The sequence below is a fragment of the Rhodococcus tukisamuensis NBRC 100609 genome, assembly GCF_001894985.1.
GTDB classification, from domain to species: Bacteria; Actinomycetota; Actinomycetes; order Mycobacteriales; family Mycobacteriaceae; genus Rhodococcus_G; species Rhodococcus_G tukisamuensis.
Genome location: NZ_BCXG01000046.1, coordinates 1 through 18,241, shown reverse-complemented (window position 1 = coordinate 18,241; position 18,241 = coordinate 1). Strand labels below are relative to the sequence as shown.

General features: G+C 69.2%; 21 protein-coding genes and 1 tRNA gene. 4 read left to right on the top strand and 18 right to left on the bottom strand.

Annotated features, from left to right (window positions below; all coding sequences use genetic code 11):
- The 7 genes from RT2_RS24665 to RT2_RS24635 form a co-directional block, all read right to left on the bottom strand.
- On the bottom strand, window positions 1–1,068 hold a 1,068-nt coding region (locus RT2_RS24665; protein WP_255312569.1), incomplete at its 3' end, for an Ig-like domain-containing protein.
- A 308-nt stretch (window positions 1,069–1,376) separates the two neighbouring features.
- Window positions 1,377–1,452: transfer RNA gene (locus RT2_RS24660), tRNA-Ala, on the bottom strand.
- Window positions 1,453–1,520: 68 nt separating this feature from the next.
- Entirely contained in the window at window positions 1,521–2,249 is a 729-nt protein-coding gene (locus RT2_RS24655) for a phosphoglycerate mutase family protein (RefSeq protein WP_217635571.1), read from the bottom strand.
- A gap of 3 nt (window positions 2,250–2,252) precedes the next feature.
- Window positions 2,253–3,032 carry a divisome protein SepX/GlpR gene (gene sepX / locus RT2_RS24650; protein WP_072847440.1) on the bottom strand — a complete coding sequence of 260 codons (780 nt, stop codon included), beginning with the start codon at window positions 3,030–3,032 and terminating at the stop codon, window positions 2,253–2,255.
- A gap of 237 nt (window positions 3,033–3,269) precedes the next feature.
- Window positions 3,270–3,881: a GNAT family N-acetyltransferase gene (locus tag RT2_RS24645; RefSeq protein WP_072847444.1), complete on the bottom strand. Its 612-nt coding sequence runs from the start codon at window positions 3,879–3,881 to the stop codon at window positions 3,270–3,272.
- A gap of 50 nt (window positions 3,882–3,931) precedes the next feature.
- Window positions 3,932–5,191, bottom strand: a complete 1,260-nt coding sequence (glp, locus tag RT2_RS24640; RefSeq protein ID WP_072847443.1) for a molybdotransferase-like divisome protein Glp — start codon at window positions 5,189–5,191, stop codon at window positions 3,932–3,934.
- Window positions 5,192–5,214: 23 nt separating this feature from the next.
- Window positions 5,215–6,135, bottom strand: a complete 921-nt coding sequence (locus RT2_RS24635) for a UTP--glucose-1-phosphate uridylyltransferase (protein ID WP_072847439.1) — start codon at window positions 6,133–6,135, stop codon at window positions 5,215–5,217.
- Between the two features lie 101 nt (window positions 6,136–6,236).
- Here RT2_RS24635 and RT2_RS24630 point away from each other — a divergent pair, with 101 nt between their 5' ends.
- From RT2_RS24630 to mscL, 4 genes are all read left to right on the top strand, one after another.
- Complete coding sequence (locus RT2_RS24630; protein WP_072847438.1) at window positions 6,237–6,824, top strand: 5-formyltetrahydrofolate cyclo-ligase; 588 nt, start codon at window positions 6,237–6,239, stop codon at window positions 6,822–6,824.
- 97 nt (window positions 6,825–6,921) lie between these two features.
- Window positions 6,922–7,224, top strand: coding sequence for an FmdB family zinc ribbon protein (locus tag RT2_RS24625; protein WP_072847437.1), 303 nt, complete (start codon window positions 6,922–6,924; stop codon window positions 7,222–7,224).
- Window positions 7,225–7,311: 87 nt separating this feature from the next.
- Complete coding sequence (locus RT2_RS24620; RefSeq protein WP_072847436.1) at window positions 7,312–7,983, top strand: SAF domain-containing protein; 672 nt, start codon at window positions 7,312–7,314, stop codon at window positions 7,981–7,983.
- 94 nt (window positions 7,984–8,077) lie between these two features.
- Window positions 8,078–8,473: a large-conductance mechanosensitive channel protein MscL gene (gene mscL / locus RT2_RS24615; protein WP_072847435.1), complete on the top strand. Its 396-nt coding sequence runs from the start codon at window positions 8,078–8,080 to the stop codon at window positions 8,471–8,473.
- Between the two features lie 96 nt (window positions 8,474–8,569).
- Here mscL and RT2_RS24610 read toward each other — a convergent pair whose 3' ends face one another.
- The 11 genes from RT2_RS24610 to RT2_RS26095 all read right to left on the bottom strand — a co-directional run.
- On the bottom strand, window positions 8,570–9,247 hold the full coding sequence (locus RT2_RS24610; protein WP_072847442.1) for an MspA family porin: 678 nt from the start codon (window positions 9,245–9,247) through the stop codon (window positions 8,570–8,572).
- Between the two features lie 77 nt (window positions 9,248–9,324).
- Complete coding sequence (locus RT2_RS24605; RefSeq protein WP_072847434.1) at window positions 9,325–9,990, bottom strand: MspA family porin; 666 nt, start codon at window positions 9,988–9,990, stop codon at window positions 9,325–9,327.
- A gap of 263 nt (window positions 9,991–10,253) precedes the next feature.
- Window positions 10,254–10,919: an MspA family porin gene (locus RT2_RS24600; RefSeq protein ID WP_072847433.1), complete on the bottom strand. Its 666-nt coding sequence runs from the start codon at window positions 10,917–10,919 to the stop codon at window positions 10,254–10,256.
- 77 nt (window positions 10,920–10,996) lie between these two features.
- Window positions 10,997–11,674, bottom strand: coding sequence for an MspA family porin (locus tag RT2_RS24595; protein ID WP_072847432.1), 678 nt, complete (start codon window positions 11,672–11,674; stop codon window positions 10,997–10,999).
- Window positions 11,675–12,144: 470 nt separating this feature from the next.
- Window positions 12,145–12,327 carry a hypothetical protein gene (locus RT2_RS26695; protein ID WP_072847441.1) on the bottom strand — a complete coding sequence of 61 codons (183 nt, stop codon included), beginning with the start codon at window positions 12,325–12,327 and terminating at the stop codon, window positions 12,145–12,147.
- A 3-nt stretch (window positions 12,328–12,330) separates the two neighbouring features.
- Window positions 12,331–12,828, bottom strand: coding sequence for a MogA/MoaB family molybdenum cofactor biosynthesis protein (locus RT2_RS24585; protein ID WP_174556753.1), 498 nt, complete (start codon window positions 12,826–12,828; stop codon window positions 12,331–12,333).
- Window positions 12,829–12,881: 53 nt separating this feature from the next.
- Window positions 12,882–14,318, bottom strand: coding sequence for a S1C family serine protease (locus tag RT2_RS24580; protein ID WP_072847430.1), 1,437 nt, complete (start codon window positions 14,316–14,318; stop codon window positions 12,882–12,884).
- 120 nt (window positions 14,319–14,438) lie between these two features.
- Window positions 14,439–15,839 carry a HAMP domain-containing sensor histidine kinase gene (locus RT2_RS24575; protein WP_083577603.1) on the bottom strand — a complete coding sequence of 467 codons (1,401 nt, stop codon included), beginning with the start codon at window positions 15,837–15,839 and terminating at the stop codon, window positions 14,439–14,441.
- Between the two features lie 56 nt (window positions 15,840–15,895).
- Window positions 15,896–16,588: a response regulator transcription factor gene (locus RT2_RS24570; protein ID WP_174556752.1), complete on the bottom strand. Its 693-nt coding sequence runs from the start codon at window positions 16,586–16,588 to the stop codon at window positions 15,896–15,898.
- Between the two features lie 52 nt (window positions 16,589–16,640).
- Window positions 16,641–17,252, bottom strand: coding sequence for a trimeric intracellular cation channel family protein (locus RT2_RS24565; protein ID WP_072847427.1), 612 nt, complete (start codon window positions 17,250–17,252; stop codon window positions 16,641–16,643).
- A gap of 74 nt (window positions 17,253–17,326) precedes the next feature.
- A partial coding sequence (locus RT2_RS26095; protein WP_169888574.1) for a hypothetical protein occupies window positions 17,327–18,241 on the bottom strand: 915 nt, incomplete at its 5' end.

The window sequence follows — 18,241 nt, the reverse complement described above, 5'->3', positions numbered from 1 at the left end:
AACAGTGTGAGCCGGCGACGTGGAGGTCAGGAACTCACCGGCACCCGAGTACACCGCCGTGATGCTGCGCGCACCCGTGCCGAACTGCTGCGTGATCGAACCCTTGCCGTCCGCACCGAGCGTGACCGGACCACCGAGGTTCGTGCCGCCGTCCTTGAACTGCACCGTGCCACCGCTCGGGGCCGGCGAAACCTGCACGTTCAGGACCACGTCCGCACCGGCAACCGCCGTCGCCGGACCGGTTACCGCAGTCGTCGTCGCGACGTCCGCCGAGGTGACCGGCACGTTCTGCGCCGCCGAGACCGACTCGTTGGCCTTCGCCGTACCCAGGAACTTCGCCGTCAGGCTGTGACCACCGGCGGCGGCAGGCGTCCACGCGAACGCCGCCTTGCCCGCCGCGAGCGGGCCCTGGCCGAGCTTGGTGGTCCCGTCGTAGAACTCGACGACGTTGCCGTCCACACCGCCGGTGACCGTCGCGCTCAGCGGAACCGACTGGCCCACCCTCACACCGGCGGGCACTGCGGCCAACACCGTCGTCGAGACGTTTTTGCGCACGGAGATGGTCGGACCCTTGGTGGAATAGCCACCGCTACCCAGCGAACCGCTGTAGTCCATACCCGTGTTCAACGCGACATCGCGATCGCAGTTCGCGCCCACCTTGTACGAGAACTCGAAGGTTCGGGGCGTCCCGCCGATCAGTGCGCCGACCGGCCAGCTGCCCGTGACCCGTGTGAAGTCCGGCCCCTGGCTCTCGAGGCCGATGCCCGAGCCGTTCATCTTCGCCGAACCGTCGACATACGTCATGCATGCCGGGCGGAAGATCTTGACGGCCTGGACGTACTCTCCAACGCCTCCAGTCCGCTCGAACTTCGTCGACGACGTGATGATGTCGCCTTCGCCCGGCGTGACGTCGCTGATCGTGCGGGTGAACTTGCTGTTGCCGTCGGTCCAGGTGATGGAGCCCGGCGCCGCACCTGCCACGCCGACGCCGGCGGTGACGGCGAACCCCGCTGCCACGGCGAATGCGCTCACACCACCGATCACCCGGCGAGTGTTTCCTACAGACATAGATTCCTCTCCACAACGAAGCGGGGCAGCTGACCGCCGCCCCGCTCCCCTTCAGTTCTCTCCGACACACACGCAGCTACACCGAGACGGTGCCCACATGTGTCGAGTCGATCTGGAGTAGAGCACATCGCTTGAATCTTCAATGGCGCTTTCGAGCGCAAGTTGGGCGAATGTTCGGCAAATCACTGGCGATTTCCGACACCGCCGCACAAATCGCCCGGACCCGTGCGTCTGCGAAGCTTCGCGCCGGTCCGGGAACAAAAAAGACGCCACCCGCAGCGCGGATGGCGTCGTAGATCAGATGAAATTGGTGGAGCTGAGGGGAATCGAACCCCTGACCTCTTCGATGCGAACGAAGCGCGCTACCAACTGCGCCACAGCCCCTAACCACGCTCCCGGAAGAGCGCTCGGCAACTGTAGCAGGAGCTCGCCCCAAGAAGAAAATCGACCGGTCAGGCGGGGTTTGCGACGCCAGGATGGGCCGACCCGGAGGCCGCGGCGGCGTGCAGGACAGTGTGCCCCTCAGCCGCGCTCCGCCATTGCCCGAACGGGCGCTCGAGCGAGAACCGGCCGTCCGGTTCGCGGACCAACGACCGAGTCTCGGCGTTACCCGGATTCTCCAGGGACTCGAAGTACTCGACCGACCAGTGGAACCACCGCATGCAGAACAGGCGCATGGTGAGGCCGTGGGTCACCACCAGGGTGTTCGGCGGATACCCGGGCTTGGCGAAGTGCCGGTACAGCGTCTCCAGGAACGTGCTCACCCGGTCGAACACGTCCGCGCCGGACTCGCCCTCGGCGAACCGGTAGAAGAAGTGACTGTAGGTGTTCCGCAACTCGGTCTGCCGAGCGATCGCCCGAGGGTCCTGGTAGTTGACCCAGTCCTGTTCACGTAGCCGCGGTTCCTCGATCTGACGATCGATCAGGTCGTCGATACCGAGCGCCTCGAGGGTCTGGTGGGCTCGCAGGTACGGCGAGACGTACACGCAGACTTTCCGGCCGCCGAACTGCTCGCGGAGCCGCTCGCCGGCCTCACGCGCCTGGGCGACACCGCGCGCGGTCAGCGGGATCCGGTAGTCCGGGACCCGCTCGTAGATCGACGGGTCGACGTTCGCCTCCGACTCGCCGTGGCGAAGCAACACGATCCGCTCGGGCGCGGCATCCGACTCCGCGGCCGACACGGGCTACTGCCCGACGACTCGGCGCATCTCCTGCCGCGCGCCGTCCTCGAGGACGTCGATGTCGTAATTGTCGAGATGGTCGAAGACCGGGTCCCCGTCGTCGACCTCGAGCACCACCGCGCCGGGCCGGCGCAGTCGCGCCGGGATGAGGCGCAACTCCTCGTCCTCGCGGGACTCGACGCCGAGCCGGGAGCGACCGAGCCGGGCCGTACGCCGGCGACGGATCTCCTGCTCGATCTGCACCTGCCGGCGCAGGTACGCCAGGTATCCGCCGATCCCTGCGACCGCGGCAGCACAGGCCCACCACAGGGTCGCGGAGATGACGATTCCCAGGGCCGCCGACATGATCGCGGTGAGCACCAGGAGCAGCAGGGCACGCTGGCGGAACGCGTACCGGGCCGCACGGGCGATGGCGTCGGCCTCGGGGTCGAAACCACCGCGACCGCGGCGCATCGGCACGAACTCGCGGGCGTCTCCGGGTTCGTCGTACTCCGACTCCGAGTGGTACCGCTCGTCGAGAGTCGCGTCGGTTTGTGCGTGGGCGTCCATCCAGTCCTCCGCATGCATGGGGCGGTTGGGGTCGCTGACCCAGTTCGGGTCGCTCCGATGTCCGGCCGCGGGGCCACGCTTGTTCTGGCGGGCGAGTTGGTCGCGGTCGAGCACTCGCGTCGCGAGTGCCGCGTCTGTGGTCTGCCGGATCCGGGGCCGACGCTTGACCTGCATGGGAAGCAGCACGAACAGCCACATCACGACCAGCGCGATCCACACAAACGAGCTCGGCATACCGGCGACCTCCCTCCAAGTCATCTACCAGCACATTTGACCCAGTTGGTCTTGTCAGGCTAGTTGTCCCGACGCAAAGTTGCCCGTAGACGCGCCGACTCACCTTTCCCTCTTGTCACATTAGTCACTACTGCCGCAGTCCCGCACACCGGGTAGCGAGAAAGTAGCCAGGGGGGTGAACGAGCAGGTCAGCGCGGGGACCACGGCCGGAAAAATTGGTGACTTCGGAGCGAGGGCTCAGCCCCAGGCCGCCTTGCCCGCGTGAACCAGCCGGTCGGCGACCGTGCCCTCGACCTCTTCGATCGTCATCGCGACCAGTAGGTGGTCCCGCCACTCGTGGTCCACGTCGAGGTATCGCCGCAGCAGGCCCTCTTCGCGGAAACCGACGTTGCGGAGCACGGCCTGACTGGCATGGTTCTCGGGGCGAACCGTGGCCTCGACCCGGTGCAGGCCCACCGGGCCGAACGCGTGGTCCAGGCCCAGCGCCAGCGCCGCCGTCGCGACGCCCTGACCCCCCACCTCCCGGGTCACCCAGTAGCCGATCCACGCCGAGCGCAGGGCGCCACGCATGACGTTGCCGATCGTGATCTGCCCGCAGAACTTACCGTCGAGCTCGATCACCATGGGCAGCATCCGGCCCTTGCGTGCCTCGGAGCGCAACGACGAGCACAGGCCGGGCCAGTTGGCGATGTGGTGCCGCGCGTCCCACGGCCCCTCGCCGGTCGGTTCCCACGGCTCGAGGTGCTCCTGATCGCGGGTCCGGATCCGGCTCCAGGCCGAGGCATCGCGCAGACGGATCGGCCGCAGCGTCACCCGACCGGCGGGCACGACGAGCGGTCCGAGCGCCATGGGCCAGCCCGGATGGGCGGAGTACCGCCGCAGCGAGTTCGTCACGTGCCTCAGCCCCGTTGAGCGAGGAAAGCCACGTCGACCTCGTCCCCGGTCCTGACCTCCGTGGTGTCCGGGTCGATCAGGACGAGGCAGTTCGCCTCGGCGAGAGTGGCCAGCAGGTGTGAGGACGCGCCCGGCGCGCCGCCGAGCGCCTGCACCAGGTACTCCCCGGTCGACTCGTCGCGCATCAACTGCCCGCGCAGGAAGCCCTTGCGGTTCTTGATCGAGGTGATCGGCGAGACGGTCCGCGCGGTGACGACTCGGCGCATCGGCTGCCGACGGCCCAGCGCGATCCGGATCAGCGGCCGCACCATCACCTCGAACACCACGAGCGCACTGACCGGGTTCGACGGCAGCAGGAAGGTCGGCACCGCGTCACGGCCGAGCTGGCCGAAGCCCTGCACCGACCCCGGATGCATGGCCACCCGCTCGACCTCGAGGTCGCCCAGTTCGCTCAGCGCCTCACGAACCTGGTCGGATGCCCCGCCGCCGACCGCGCCGGCGATGACGACGATCTCGGAGCGGATCAGCTGCCCCTCGACCACCTCACGGAGCCGTCCCGGGTCGGATCCGGAGATCCCGACGCGGTTCACGTCGGCGCCCGCATCCCGCGCGGCCGCGGCCAACGCGTAGGAGTTCACGTCGTACACCTGACCCGGCCCGGGGGTGCGGTCGACGTCCACCAGCTCGCCGCCGACCGAGATCACCGACAGCCGCGGGCGGGGGTGCACCAACACCTTGTCGCGGCCGACCGCGGCAAGCAGCCCCACCTGGGCCGCGCCGATGATGGTGCCGGCCCGGACCGCGACGTCGCCGGGCTGGACGTCGTCGCCGATCCTGCGGACGTAGTCGCCGGACCGCACCGGCGCCAGCACCTTGACGCGGTGGAGGCCGCCGTCCGTGCGGTCCAGGGGCAGCACCGCGTCCGCGAGGGTGGGCATCGGCGCGCCGGTGTCGACCCGCACGGCCTGCCTGGGCTGTAGGCGCGTCGGCTGACGGGATCCGGCGGACACCTCGCCGACCACCGGCAGTGTCAGGTCGGCCGGCTCGCCGTCCTCGCTGCGCAGATCGGTGCCTGCGGTCGCGACGTCGACGCCCCGCACCGCGTAGCCGTCGATGGCCGCCTGGTCGAATCCGGGAAGGGGCCGCTCGGTGACCACTTCCTCCGCGCAGAGCAAGCCCTGCGCCTCGGAGATCGCGACGCGCACCGGCCGGGGCGCAACCGCGGCGGCGGTCACCCTGGTCTGCTGCTCCTCAACCGAGCGCATGTAGTCACTGCCTCCCGACCCCACTACTGTCCCGTCTGCTGCAATCTCTGGGTGAGCCATTCACGCAGCGACGGTCCGTATTCTTCACTGTCGAGCGCAAAGTCAACCGCAGCGCGCAGGTAGCCTCCGGGATTTCCGAGGTCGTGTCTCGAACCGCGGTGCACCACCACGTGCACGGGATGGCCCTCGGAGATCAGCAACGCGATCGCGTCGGTCAGCTGCAGCTCGCCTCCCTGCCCCGGGGTGATCCGGCGCAACGCGTCGAAGATCGCCCGGTCCAGCAGATAGCGTCCGGCCGCCGCGAAGGTGGACGGCGCGTCCTCGACCTTCGGCTTCTCGACCATCCCGGTCACCTTGAGCACGTCCGGGTTGACCGCATCCGGGAGGTCCTCGACCTCGAAGACGCCGTAGGCACTCACCTGGTCCTTGGGCACGTCGATCGCGCACAGGACGCTGCCGCCCCGCTTGGCGCGCACCCGGGCCATGGTGTCGAGCACACCGCGAGGCATCACCAGGTCGTCCGGGAGCAGCACCGCAATGGCGTCCTCGTCGTCGTCGAGCACCGACTCGACACAGGAGACCGCGTGCCCGAGGCCTAGCGGCTCGTCCTGGACGACGGATTCCACCTCGATCAGGCCCTGCGCCTTGCGCACCTTCTCGAGCAGGTGCGACTTGCCGCTGGCCATCAGCTTGCTCTCGAGCACCAGGTCCTCGACGAAGTGCGCGACGACGCCGTCCTTGCCCTCCGAAGTGACGATGACCAGGCGCGATGCGCCGGAATCGGCGGCCTCACCCGCGACCAGCTCGATGCCTGGAGTGTCCACGACCGGGAGCAACTCCTTGGGTACCGTCTTGGTTGCAGGAAGGAACCTGGTCCCCAAGCCTGCCGCGGGCACCACCGCCGTGCGGAAGTGCCGTGTCTCGTTGGTCCCGCCCTGTGTCATGCGCACACCCTATCTACCTCGTCCGTGCGCACGAGATCCTAGGGTTGCCAGAGCGGTGTCCACCGCCTCGGGCACCGAAGGTGCACTCGGAGACAGGAACTATGACGGTGACCAAGAACCAGTGGCGCGAGCGGATCCTCGCCGAACGCCGCGCGCTCGACACCACGGTGCGTGCCGCGGAGGCTGCGGCGCTGGCCGATGCGGCCCGCACGCTGGCCGCGTCGGGCACGGTCTGCGCCTATGTCCCGGTCGGCACCGAACCCGGGTCGACGGACCTGCTGGTCACGCTGCGCGACGCGGGCCTGCGGGTGCTGCTGCCGATCGCCCGGGACCCGGGGCCCCTGCAATGGGCTGTGTTCGAGTCTCTGGAAGCGCTGGTGCCCGCGGCGTTCGGGCTGCGCGAGCCGGCGACACCGCATCTGCCCCCGGAGGCGGTGTCGGACGCCTCCGTGGTCCTGGTGCCCGCCCTGGCCGTCGACCGCGGCGGGGTGCGACTCGGACGCGGCGCCGGGTTCTACGACCGCACCCTCGGACTGGCCGACGCCGGTGCCCGCCTGGTGGCGGTGGTGCGCGACCGCGAGCTGGTCGACGTCCTGCCCGAGGACCCGCACGACGTCCGCATGGGTTGGGCGCTGACCCCCCTCGGCGGACTGCAGCCGTTGGGCCGCCCGCCCGGCCCGGGGGAATAGGAAGCTGATTAGCGGCGTTGGCACTCCTGACTGTAAAGTGCCAATGCCTGCGGTATCACTACGGCAGGCCTGTGTACCCCGTGCGGAGGAACCTTCAGTGCCGACCTACTCCTATGCCTGTACCGAGTGCAGCAACCGATTCGACATCGTGCAGTCGTTCACGGACGACAGCCTGACCGTTTGCTCGGAGTGCTCCGGCAAGCTGCGCAAGCTGTTCAACTCGGTGGGCATCGTGTTCAAGGGCAGCGGCTTCTACCGCACCGACAGCCGCGGCGGCTCCACCACCGCGAGCGAGGCCGCATCCACCAAGTCCGACTCGTCCGCGACGAAGTCCGATTCCTCGTCCTCCAGCACCCCCGCTGCCGCGCCTGCCGCCGCCAGCACCGCCGCTGCCAGCTAGTTCCCGGTTCTCCACAGCCGCCGGATCCATCCACAGGAGTGCTCCGGCGGCGCTTTCCTGGCCTCGGTGCGCCCGTAGCGTGAGTCCATGGACCGCGCATCCGAGACCCGTCGCGACCGTCTGAGTCCCACCCCGGTCGACCGACTGGCCGCACTGGCCCGGCCGAGCCGGGCGCGCACCACCATGGCCCGACGGGTCGCGGCCTCCGCGCTGACCGCGGTCGCCGTGGCGCTGCTCGTCCGTGGCCACCCGGCCGGCAACCGTGTGCAGGTGGTGGCCACCGCCCGCGACCTCTCTCCCGGCACGGTGCTGCGCCCCGACGACCTGCGACTGACCCCGCTGAGCGCCGACGCCGTCCCGGCGGGCGCCCTGCGCCGGATCGACGAGGCCACCGGCCACACCCTCGCCGGACCCGCCCGAGCGGGCGAACCGGTCACCGATGTCCGCATCCTCGGCCCCCGGCTCGTCGCCGCTGCGGCAGGAGTGCCCGACGCCCGGGTCGTCCCCATCCGCCTCGCCGACCCCGAGGTCGCCGACCTGCTGCGCGAGGGCGACCGGGTGGACGTGCTGACGGCGGACGGCGACGAGTCACCCGATGCCCGGGTGCTGGCGGCCTCGGCGACCGTGGTCCTGTTGTCCCCCAAGGATTCCGGCCGCAACCCCCGTGAGCGCGTGGTGATGCTGGCCCTGCCCGCGGACGCGGCGACCACGGTGGCCGCCGCATCGCTCTCGAGCGCCCTCGCCGTGACCTTTCACTGAACGCACAGCGTGTCTTCCTTGCCCTGCCCTGGCTGAAGTCCTTAGCCTTTCGTCGAAAGCCGCGCGTGATGCGCCATACGAAACGGAGACATTCATGCTCAAGGGCTTCAAGGACTTCCTGCTCCGCGGGAACGTGCTCGACCTCGCCGTCGCCGTCGTCGTCGGCGCCGCATTCACCGCGATCGTCACCGCGTTCACCGAGAACATCGTCAACCCGCTCGTCGCGGCCCTCGGCGGCTCGGAGGAGATGGGCTTCGGCTTCGAGATCATCGCCGGCAATGCCGAGACCTTCGTGGACATCGGCGCGGTGATCACCGCGGCGATCAACTTCGTCATCATCGCCGCCGTCGTGTACTTCATCCTGATCGTGCCGTACACCCACGCCAAGAAGCGGTTCACGGTCGAGGAGCAGGCCGCCCTCACCGACGTCGAACTGCTCACCGAGATCCGCGACCTACTCTCCGAGAGTGCGCGCCGCGACCCGGCCTGAGTTCCCACGCTCAGAGACAATGCTGGGTCCGTACCGAATTCGGTACGGACCCAGCGTCGTTCGACTGTGACGGCTTCCCGGCCTTGACCCGGTTCGTCAGCCGATGCTGAACGGCTGCCCCCACAACGTCACCGTGCTCGACACACTCGACGTCTCCACCGTCACATTCACAAACGACCGCGCCTGCGCATACCCGGCACACCCGTTCACCGCCATCGTCGAATCCGCCCACGTCACCGAACCCGACGTACCCGAGAACGAGTTCGACCCCGAATGCGACTCCCCGCCGAAATCGTCCGCCGACTCCAGATCCAACACCGAGAACGACTCCGCCTGCCCCGGGCCGATCGACACCCCCGCCGCACCCGTCGCCGACTGACCCGGCGCCTCGCCCGCCCAGTCCGACTCCATCCCCGACTCCGCGCCGACCTCACCGCCGAGCGCCAACTGACACCCCACCACGTAGCCGGGCTCGATGTCCCCACCCTCCGCGTTCGGCCCCGACAACTCCACTCGCGCCGACCCCGACACCCACACATTGCGATGCAACGGCGTCGCCCCCATCGACGGCGACACCGTCGCCGACTCCCCGGTCCGGGTCACTGTCACCACCGTCCCGTCCGCCAACGTCCTGGTCACCGACCCGTCCGGCAACGGCACAAACGTGTCCGCACTCGCCGCACCCACCGACAAGAACCCGACCGCCACCGCGGCCACCGATCCGACCGACGCCACCTGCAGCCCACGACGCAGGCCCACACCACTGAAACTCATGAAAACTCCTCTGCGGAAGAACATCCCACCCACGGGCGGGACGAAGGAACGGTGAACGAGAAAGAAGGAACGACTGGTCAGCCGAGGCTGAACGGCTGGCCGTACAACGTCGTCTTCGAGTAGTTGTCACCCACGACCTCGACCACCGTGTACGACCGCGCCTGCGCGTACCCGCCGCAGTTCTGCACCTCGAGCTGCGTGTCCTGGTACTCGACCGAGTACTTGCCGTTCTTCTTGATGTCCTTGCCCACGACGTTGACGAACTTCACCTGCCCCGCCGACACCGGCACGGTCAACGACCCCGACATCGACGGCCCGTCCAGACTGATGCCCCCGCCGATCGAGCCACCGAGACCGGTGATGTCCACCTGACACCCCACGATGTACCCGGTACTGATCCGCGAAACCCCATGCGTGGACGAGTTGTTCGTCCCCGGCGCACCCGCCGCACCGTTGCTCGGACCCGCCTCACCCTCACCCGAGACCCCGGACACGTCCGCCGTCACCGTCCCCGACACCCACGCCGCCCGGCCGGCACCGTTGGCGGCCAACGACGGCGAGATCACCGCGCTCTCACCGGTCCGCGACACCGTCACCCCCGGCCCCGCCTTCGACCCGTCCGGCAACGGCACGAATGTGTCCGCCTGCGCGACGCCCACCGACAGCACACCGAGCACCCAAACCGCGGCACCCACACCGACCACCCGAACCCCACGCGGACTGGACTTCCCGATCACACTCATTCGTTCCCCTCACAGGTTCGAGCAACCCCGGTCCCGACGGCGGTGGCGGGACCGGGGTTCGCTTGCTTGCCCTGCACAAGCTAGGGGGGAGGTTTTGTCTGCCGTAAGGGGCGCGAGCTCTCCTTTACAGATCCTTAACCGTGAGCACTGCGGCGTTTACGCGACACCACGCCACGTAACAGCCCGCACACCTGACGACCAAAGGAAAAGGGCCGGGGACCGACGCGTCTGCGTCGATCCCCGGCCCGGTCTGTGCGGCGCGGTCAGCCGATGCTGAAGGGCTGCCCCCACAGGGTGACGACGCTGCTCACGTTCTTCGTGTTGGCGGTGACCTTCACGTAGGAGCGCGCCTGGGCGTAGCCGGCGCAACCGTTGACCGCCATGGTGGAGTCGGCCCAGGTCACGCTGCCGCTCTTGCCCTTGAAGGAGTTCGCGCCGGTGTGCGACTCGCTGCCGAACTCGTCGGCCTTCTCGAGGTCGAGGATCCGGTAGTTCACGGCCTGCCCCGGTCCGAGGGAGACGGTGCCGGCTTCCTTTGCGGACTGCGACGTCTTGGAACCGTCCCAGTTGGAACCGATGCCGGTGTCGCCGGTGGCCTTGCCGCCGAGGCTCGCCTGGCAGGCGACGACGTAGCCGGGCTCGATCTTGCCGCCGTCGGCGTTGGGTCCGGACAGCTCGACCTTGGTGGAGCCGGAGACCCACACGTTGCGGTGCAGCGGGGTCGCTCCCATCGACGGCGAGACGGTCGCGGACTCGCCCGTGCGGGTGACGGTGACGACGGTACCGTCGACCAGGGTCCTGGAGGTCGAGCCGTCCGGCAACGGAACGAGGGCGTCCGCGTTGGCGGCACCGGCCGAGAAGAAGCCGACGGCGACGGTAGCGGCGGCACCGACCGCCGCGAGGCGCAGGCCATTCTTGCTGATGTTCATGAATTCCCCTGTGCGGGTAGTTCTCTCGCTAACGGAGAGAGGATGGGCAAGTCAGAGAAGAAGGGCGTCGAGCCGGGTCAGCCGATGCTGAACGGCTGGCCGTACAGGGTGGTCTTGGAGTAGTTGTCGCCGACGATCTCGACGACGGTGTACGCCCGGGCCTGGGCGTAGCCGCCGCAGTTCTGCACCTCGAGCTGGGTGTCCTGGTACTCGACCGAGAACTTGCCGTTCTTCTTGAGGTCCTTGCCCACGACGTTGACGAACTTGACCTGGCCTGCGGAGACCGGGATCGACAGCGACCCGGACATCGAGGGGCCGTCGAGGCTGATGCCGCCGCCGAAGGAGCCGCTGAGGCCGGTGATGTCGACCTGGCAGCCGACGATGTAGCCGGTGTTGATCCGGGAGACGCCATGAGTGGAGGAGTTGTTGGTGCCGGCGTCGCCCTTCGCACCGTTGGTCGGGCCGGCCTCGGTCTCCTTGGTGATTCCGGTGACGTCGGCGGTGACGATGCCCGAGACCCACGCGGTGCGGCCCGCGCCGTTCGAGGCCAGCGACGGCGAGATCAGGGCGCTCTCGCCGGTGCGGGTGACCACGACACCGGGGGCGTCCTTGGAGCCGTCGGGAAGCGGCACGAAGGTGTCGGCAGCGGCAACGCCCGTGGACAGCAGCCCGATCGCAACCACGGCGGCGCCGACGCTGGTACCGAGGTATGCAGCGCGACCCCGGCGCAGGCCGGACTTGCGGTTCTCGCTCATTCGTTCCCCTCACAGGAAGTGCAGTGTCTCGACCCCGACCTCCGGAGCCCAGGTGTGGACGCAACCGCTTTTCCGAGAGGCTGCGGTCCACGAAGCCCGGCGAAGTATTACCAACGTTGATGACCACTCGATGAACTGCGGGTGATCATTCGTAGGACCGGTAATTCAACCCGGCCGAGACACGGTTGTCCGGACTCGGCCGGACCCCTCGGGGGGCGGACTCGCGGAGGAAGGTAACTGCGGCTGACCTGCAAGGCAACAGATAATGTTGCGGAGAATGCCGTGAGCCGCATCACACCTGGGGTGCAATGCGGCTCAATTCGGACATTGTTCACAAAATATGCGGACGGCCCGGGCGTGTCCGCCATTTCCCGCGAAAATGCGGGAATTTCAGTTCACCGGCCGTTCACTTTCCGTTTGGCATGCCAATTCGGGCTGCTCGTTCGGGCGACCGTGTCCGCCGAGGGCGGTCAGCCGTGATGCGGAGGCACCTGCCGGCGCAGCCACTCGTCACCGGAGGTGTCGTTCGGCGCCGACCCTTCGGGGCGTTCGTCACGAGTGGTCTCGGGCAGGACGTCGCCGAAGATGCGCGCCAGCCGGGCCCGGTCGATCGGGTCCCGACTGGGGCGCGGCGAAGACGCCTGATCGCTGATGGCCTACTCCTCGATCCCCGAGAGCTGACCGATCACCTGACTGGCGAGCGGGGTGAGCGTGGCCATCCCGTCGCGCACGGCAGCGCGGGAGGAGGCCAGGTTCACCACCAGGGTACTTCCGGAGACCCCGACCAGACCGCGCGAGAGCCCGGCATCGAGCGCGCCCGCGGCCAGCCCGGAGGACCGCAATGCCTCGCTGATGCCCGGGATCTCGCGGTCGAGCACGGCGGCCGTCGCGTCGGGGGTCACGTCGCGGGGCGAGACGCCGGTGCCGCCGACCGAGATGACCAGGTCGACGCCGCCGATCACCGCGGTGTTCAGCGCGTTGCGGATCTCGACCTCGTCGGCGGACACCGCGACGGTGGCGTCGACGAGGAAGCCCGCCTCGCTGAGGAGCTCGGTGACCAGCGGTCCGATCGAGTCGGCGCTTTCGCCGTGCGCCGCCCGGTCATCGACGATCACCACGAGCGCGCGGCCGGACAGCGGGGATTCGATTTCCATGATCCCTACGGTAGTGCCCGACGCGGCCGGGTACCCGACGTGCCCGTAAATCATCAGCGGCCGCCCTGCGTGGGCGCCGCGCCGAGGGTGGCCTCGACCGTCTTGGGGTTGCTGCCGTTGGGGTCGGTGTAGGTGATCGACACCTTGTCGCCCGGGGCATGCGAACGGATGGCCGCGATCAGCGCGTCACCGCTGTCGATGATCCGGTCGTCGACCTTGGTGATCACCGCGCCCTTGGGGATGCCGGCCTTGTCGGCCGGTCCGCCCGCGGTGACGTCCTGCACGCCCGCGCCGTGCGAGGCGTCCCGCGAGGACACCGTGACACCGACGATCGCCTGGGTGGCCTTGCCGGTCTTGGTCAGCTCGTCCGCGATACGTCGGGCCTGGTCCACGGGGATCGCGAAGCCGAGCCCGATCGACCCGGCCTGCTGGCCGCCCGCGGCGCCGCCGAGGGAGGCGATCGCGGTGTTGATGCCGATCAGCCTGCCGTCCATGTCGACCAGCGCACCGCCCGAGTTGCCCGGGTTGATCGCGGCGTCCGTCTGGATGGCGTCGATGACGGTGTTCTGATTGCCGGACTCGCCACTGGTCGAGACGGGACGGTTCAGCGACGAGACGATGCCGGTGGTCACGGTGCCGGCGAGGCCGAGCGGCGAACCGATCGCCACCACCTGCTGACCGACCTGCAGGTTCTCCGAGTCGCCCAGTTCGATCGGGGTGAGATCGGTCTTGCCGTCGGCCTTGATCACGGCGATGTCGGAGGTGGGGTCGGTGCCGACCATCTTCGCGGAGGCAGTGGTGCCGTCCGAGAAGGCGACGGTCAGCTTGCCGTCCGGGCCGGCCCCGGACACGACGTGGTTGTTGGTCAGGATCAACCCGTCGGACGAGAGGACGACACCGGACCCCTCGCCCTCGGCGCGGGATCCGACGACCTGGATCTGCACCACGCTGGGCAGCACCTTCTGCGCGACGGACTGCACCGAACCGGCCGGCGCGTTCGCGGTCTGGGTGGCATTGGTCTTGGGCACGCTGAGCGCGTTGGTCGCCGGTCCGGACCCGTTGCCGTCCTGGGCGGACCAGGCACCCACGGCACCGCCGATGCCACCGCTGACCAGCGCCAGGGCGATCGCACCTGCCGCGATGGCGGTGCGCCCGGACTTCGGCTTCGCCGGCCCGGGAGCGCCGACCGCGGTCGGCATGGCGTTCGGCGTCGGTCCGGTCGGGGTGGACCCGCCGGGCGCGGTCGGGTACTGCTCGGTGGGCCGGTAGCCGTCCTGCTGCTGGTAGGCGCCGTACGGCGCCTGCCCGTACGCCTGCTGTTGGTAGCCCGGGTACTGCGACTGCGCGGCGGTCGGGTGCTGGGTCGTCAGGTGCTCGGTGGTCGGCTGCGGGGCCGGCTGCTGCGGCTGGTTCGGGTCCTGGTGGGACGGATTCGGGGCCCAGGACGAATCCTGCCCCTGGTTGTGCTGGCCGCTGCGGTCGTCGCTCATGTGCCTGTCTTCCGTTCTCCCCTGCCGCACCCTCGTGAGGCGCGACTGCGATTCGATCTCGTTACCCTCCAGCCAACACCGGTGGACTGAGAGGCGCCTGAGACCGTCCTGTCAGTTCCCCTAGAACCCGCCCTCCGGCCGTTCGCCCGGCTCGAAGTCCGCCTCGCCGGGTAGCACGATCGTAACCAGCGCGCCGCCGCGTTCGGACTCCCCGACCTCCACCGTGCCACCGTGTTTGACGATCATCTGCCGGACGATCGCCAACCCCAGCCCCGAGCCCGGCATGGACCGTGCGTCGGTGGACCGGTAGAACCGCTCGAACACCAATTGCCGGTCCTCGACGGGTATTCCGGGCCCCGCGTCGGAAACCGTCAACGCGAGGTGTCCGTCGTCGATCTGGCTCATCCGCACCCGGACCGCCTGCCCTGGCGGGCTCCACTTGGCCGCGTTGTCGAGCACGTTGAGCACCGCCCGCGCGAGGCCGGCGCCGTCGCCGTAGACGAACCAGGAGGTGGTCTCCGCCTCGAAATCGACCTCGTTTCGCCGACGACGGACCCGCTCGAGCGAGCGTTCCACGGTGTCCCGCAGGTCGATTCGCTCGTGCACGGTCTCCGGCGCGTCCTCGCGGGCCAGGTCCACCAGGTCGCCGACCAGGGTGGAGAGCTCCTCGATCTGAGCGATCACGTCGGAGCGTAGTTCCGCCATGTCCTCGTCCGGGATGTGCGGGGCGCCGGGTCTGCCGGAGGCGATGAGCAGTTCCATGTTGGTACGCAACGACGTCAGGGGTGTTCGGAGTTCGTGCCCGGCGTCCGCGACCAACCGGGTCTGCCGGTCCCGCGACTCGGCCAGCGCACGCAGCATCGTGTTGAAGGAGACCGTCAGCCGCGCCAGTTCGTCGTTGCCGGTCACCGGGATCGGCGTGAGGTCGTCGGTGCGCGCCACCCGCTCGGCAGCGGCGGTGAGCCGGGCGATCGGACGTAACCCGGTACGTCCGACCGCCATTCCCGCTCCCGCGGCCAGGATCACGCCGCAGCCGCCGACGACGAACAGCACCCAGGCCAGCCGGTCGAGCACCTGCCCGGTCGGCGCCAGCCGCTGCGCGATCACCAGGGTGCTGCCGATGTTCGTCTTCTGCGTCAGCACCCGCTGGCCGCCGATGGTGCGCAGGGTGGACTCGTGTTCGCCACGGGCGACAGACATCTCGGCATCACCGATGGGTGCGTTCGACCCCGGCGGCATGTAGACGGTCATGTCCGGGAAGATCAGCGCCACGCTGATGTCCTTGGAGTACACCGTCGCAATAGAGATCTGACGGAAGTCGAAGGCATCGAGATTGTTGTCGATCAGCGAGGCCGAACGGCTGCGCAGCTGCGAGTCGACGTCGGCGTACAGCGCCCGCGACACCACGGCATACGCCGCAATCGCCATGACGGCCACCGCAATTGCCACCACGGATGCAGCCAGCAGGGTCACCCGCCAGCGCAGCGACACCGACCGGGTCAGCGGCATCGGCGGGCGCATCTGCGGCACCGGGTCCGGCTCGACCACCGGGATGGGCCCCGAGTGGGTGGCGGCCGTCACGGGGGCGTCTCCCGCAGCACGTAGCCGACGCCACGCACGGTGTGGATGAGCCGGGACTCGCCGTCCGCCTCGGTCTTGCGGCGCAGGTAGCCGACGTAGACCTCGAGCGCGTTGCCGGAGGTCGGGAAGTCGTAACCCCACACCTCCTCGAGGATGCGGCTGCGGGTGAGCACCCGGCGCGGATTGGCCATCAGCATCTCGAGCAACGAGAACTCGGTTCGGGTCAGACTGATCGACCGGCCGCCCCGGGTGACCTCGCGGGTCACCGGGTCCAGGGTGAGGTCCTCGAACGTCATCGTCTCCGAGTCCTCGCCGACCTCCGGGATCGCCCGGCGCAACAGCGCGCGCAGCCGGGCCAGCAACTCCTCGAGCGCGAAGGGCTTGGGCAGGTAGTCGTCGGCGCCCGCGTCGAGCCCGGCCACCCGCTCGGAGACCGAGTCCCGGGCGGTGAGCACCAGGATCGGCAGGTCGTCGCCGGCGCTGCGCAGCCGCCGGCACACCTCGAGACCGTCCAGCCGCGGCATCATCACGTCCAGGACCACCGCGTCCGGCCGCTCGGCGGCGATCTTCTCGAGCGCGTCGAGCCCGTCGACCGCCATCTCCGCGGTGTAGCCGTTGAAGGTGAGGGACCGGCGGAGTGACTCCCGCACGGCTCGGTCGTCGTCGACCACCAGGATGCGCATGCTCATAGTTTGAACCTATGAACTGAGATATGGCTGAGAGGGTGCTGAGCCGTGTCGTTCAATCCTGCAGCAGTCGCGGGCCCGGCAGGTTCCAGTCCCGCCACAGCGCCAGCAACCGGATCACCGCGGCCAGCACGGTGCCGGCCACGAGTCCGACGTCGGTGGTCAGGCCGAGGTTCGAACACGCCACCACCACCGTCGAGCCGATCAGCGCCGGGATGGCGTACAGGTCGCGGTGGAGCAGCAACGGCATCTCGTTGACCAGCACGTCACGCAGCACACCCCCGCCGATGGCGGTGGTGGCGCCGATCAGGCAGGCGGCCTGGCCGCTGGTCCCCGCCTCCAGCGCAATCGCCGCGCCGCTGCTCGCGAACAGCCCCATCCCCACCGCGTCGAACACCAAGATCTCGCGGCGCAGCCGTCGCACCGTCGCGTGCAGGAAGAACACCACCAGCGAGGTCAGGACCGCGGTGGTGAAGAACTTCCAGGTGTTCAGCGCGGTCGGCGGCGTGATACCGAGCAGCACATCGCGGATCACGCCGCCCCCGATCGCGGTGAACAGCCCGATCAGGCACACCCCGAAGATGTCCAGGCGTTTGCTGACCGCGACGAGCGAACCGGACGCGGCGAAGGCCACGACGCCGACCAACTCGAGCACCTTCAGCAGCACGATTCCTCCACACCCCGTTCGCCGATCCGACCCAATTCACTCACACGGCCCCGGCCCGTGCGGTGCGGACCGGCTCAGTCCATCTCCCCCAGGGCGAGGGCAACGCTCTCCGGCACAGTCCGCCGGCCGCCCAGCTGGATCAGTCGGTCGGCCTTCGCGTCGCCCAGCGCGTCCCGGACGCGGCGCCTCGACTCGTCGTGCTGATCCCGCATCCCGCCGTACCCCAGCATCGCCGTCTCACCCGACGCCCAGCTGGTGGCGGCCGCGCCCTGCATCCGCGCGGCCAGCTCGAAGTCGCCCTGGCGTTCCGCGATCCAGGACGTCACCTCGAAGACCCAGGCACACAGGATCCGATCGGCGAAACCCCGCGCCAGGCGCAGGCACTCGCGTTCGTGCTCGCGCGCTCCGGCGAGGTCACCGGCCACCAAGGCGCCGTACCCACGCGCGAAGGTCAGATAGGCGAACGTCCATCTCTCCCCCACGGCAGCGCACAGCTCCGCCGCCTCGCGCCACAGGTGCGGGGAGAGGGTGTCGACGCGTCCACCCTGCGGCAGACCGGTGAGGAGTCCGGTGATGGTGACGGCGACGGCCGCGCTGTCGCCCGTGTCCCGGTGACACTGCAATGCGTCCAGGTAACTCGTCAGGGCAAGGTCGAGGTCGTTGCCGCAGATCGCCGCAAAGCCCAGCGCGAACTGGGCGTAGCCCTCGTTGGTCCGGTCCCCCAGCGCGACCGCGAGCTCCCGCGACCGCCGGGCATGGTCGAGTGCCACCGCTCGGTCGCTCTGCAGCATCGCCACGATCGACGAACTCCAGTACGCCCGCGACCGTCCGGCGTCGTCGATCGCACCGGACTCGAGCGCCGCGGACAGCCACCGCCGCGCCTCCGAGAGGCTGCAACTTGCCAGCCAGTAGAAGTGCAGGGACGTCACGATCTCGATCGCCGGCGCGGTGAGCTCCCCGTCGCTCCTCCCGTACGCGAGCGCCGCCCG

Coding starts and splice junctions, on each gene's coding strand:
- RT2_RS24620 (WP_072847436.1), top strand. CDS start 7,312: ATGGACCGCGCATCCGAGACCCGTCGCGACCGTCTGAGTCCCACCCCG.
- RT2_RS24595 (WP_072847432.1), bottom strand. CDS start 11,674: ATGAGCGAGAACCGCAAGTCCGGCCTGCGCCGGGGTCGCGCTGCATAC.
- RT2_RS24600 (WP_072847433.1), bottom strand. CDS start 10,919: ATGAACATCAGCAAGAATGGCCTGCGCCTCGCGGCGGTCGGTGCCGCC.
- RT2_RS24585 (WP_174556753.1), bottom strand. CDS start 12,828: ATGGAAATCGAATCCCCGCTGTCCGGCCGCGCGCTCGTGGTGATCGTC.
- mscL (WP_072847435.1), top strand. CDS start 8,078: ATGCTCAAGGGCTTCAAGGACTTCCTGCTCCGCGGGAACGTGCTCGAC.
- RT2_RS24610 (WP_072847442.1), bottom strand. CDS start 9,247: ATGAGTTTCAGTGGTGTGGGCCTGCGTCGTGGGCTGCAGGTGGCGTCG.
- RT2_RS24645 (WP_072847444.1), bottom strand. CDS start 3,881: ATGGCGCTCGGACCGCTCGTCGTGCCCGCCGGTCGGGTGACGCTGCGG.
- RT2_RS24580 (WP_072847430.1), bottom strand. CDS start 14,318: ATGAGCGACGACCGCAGCGGCCAGCACAACCAGGGGCAGGATTCGTCC.
- glp (WP_072847443.1), bottom strand. CDS start 5,191: ATGCGCTCGGTTGAGGAGCAGCAGACCAGGGTGACCGCCGCCGCGGTT.
- RT2_RS24635 (WP_072847439.1), bottom strand. CDS start 6,135: ATGACACAGGGCGGGACCAACGAGACACGGCACTTCCGCACGGCGGTG.
- RT2_RS24605 (WP_072847434.1), bottom strand. CDS start 9,990: ATGAGTGTGATCGGGAAGTCCAGTCCGCGTGGGGTTCGGGTGGTCGGT.
- RT2_RS24630 (WP_072847438.1), top strand. CDS start 6,237: ATGACGGTGACCAAGAACCAGTGGCGCGAGCGGATCCTCGCCGAACGC.
- sepX (WP_072847440.1), bottom strand. CDS start 3,032: ATGCCGAGCTCGTTTGTGTGGATCGCGCTGGTCGTGATGTGGCTGTTC.
- RT2_RS24575 (WP_083577603.1), bottom strand. CDS start 15,839: ATGCGCCCGCCGATGCCGCTGACCCGGTCGGTGTCGCTGCGCTGGCGG.
- RT2_RS24570 (WP_174556752.1), bottom strand. CDS start 16,588: ATGAGCATGCGCATCCTGGTGGTCGACGACGACCGAGCCGTGCGGGAG.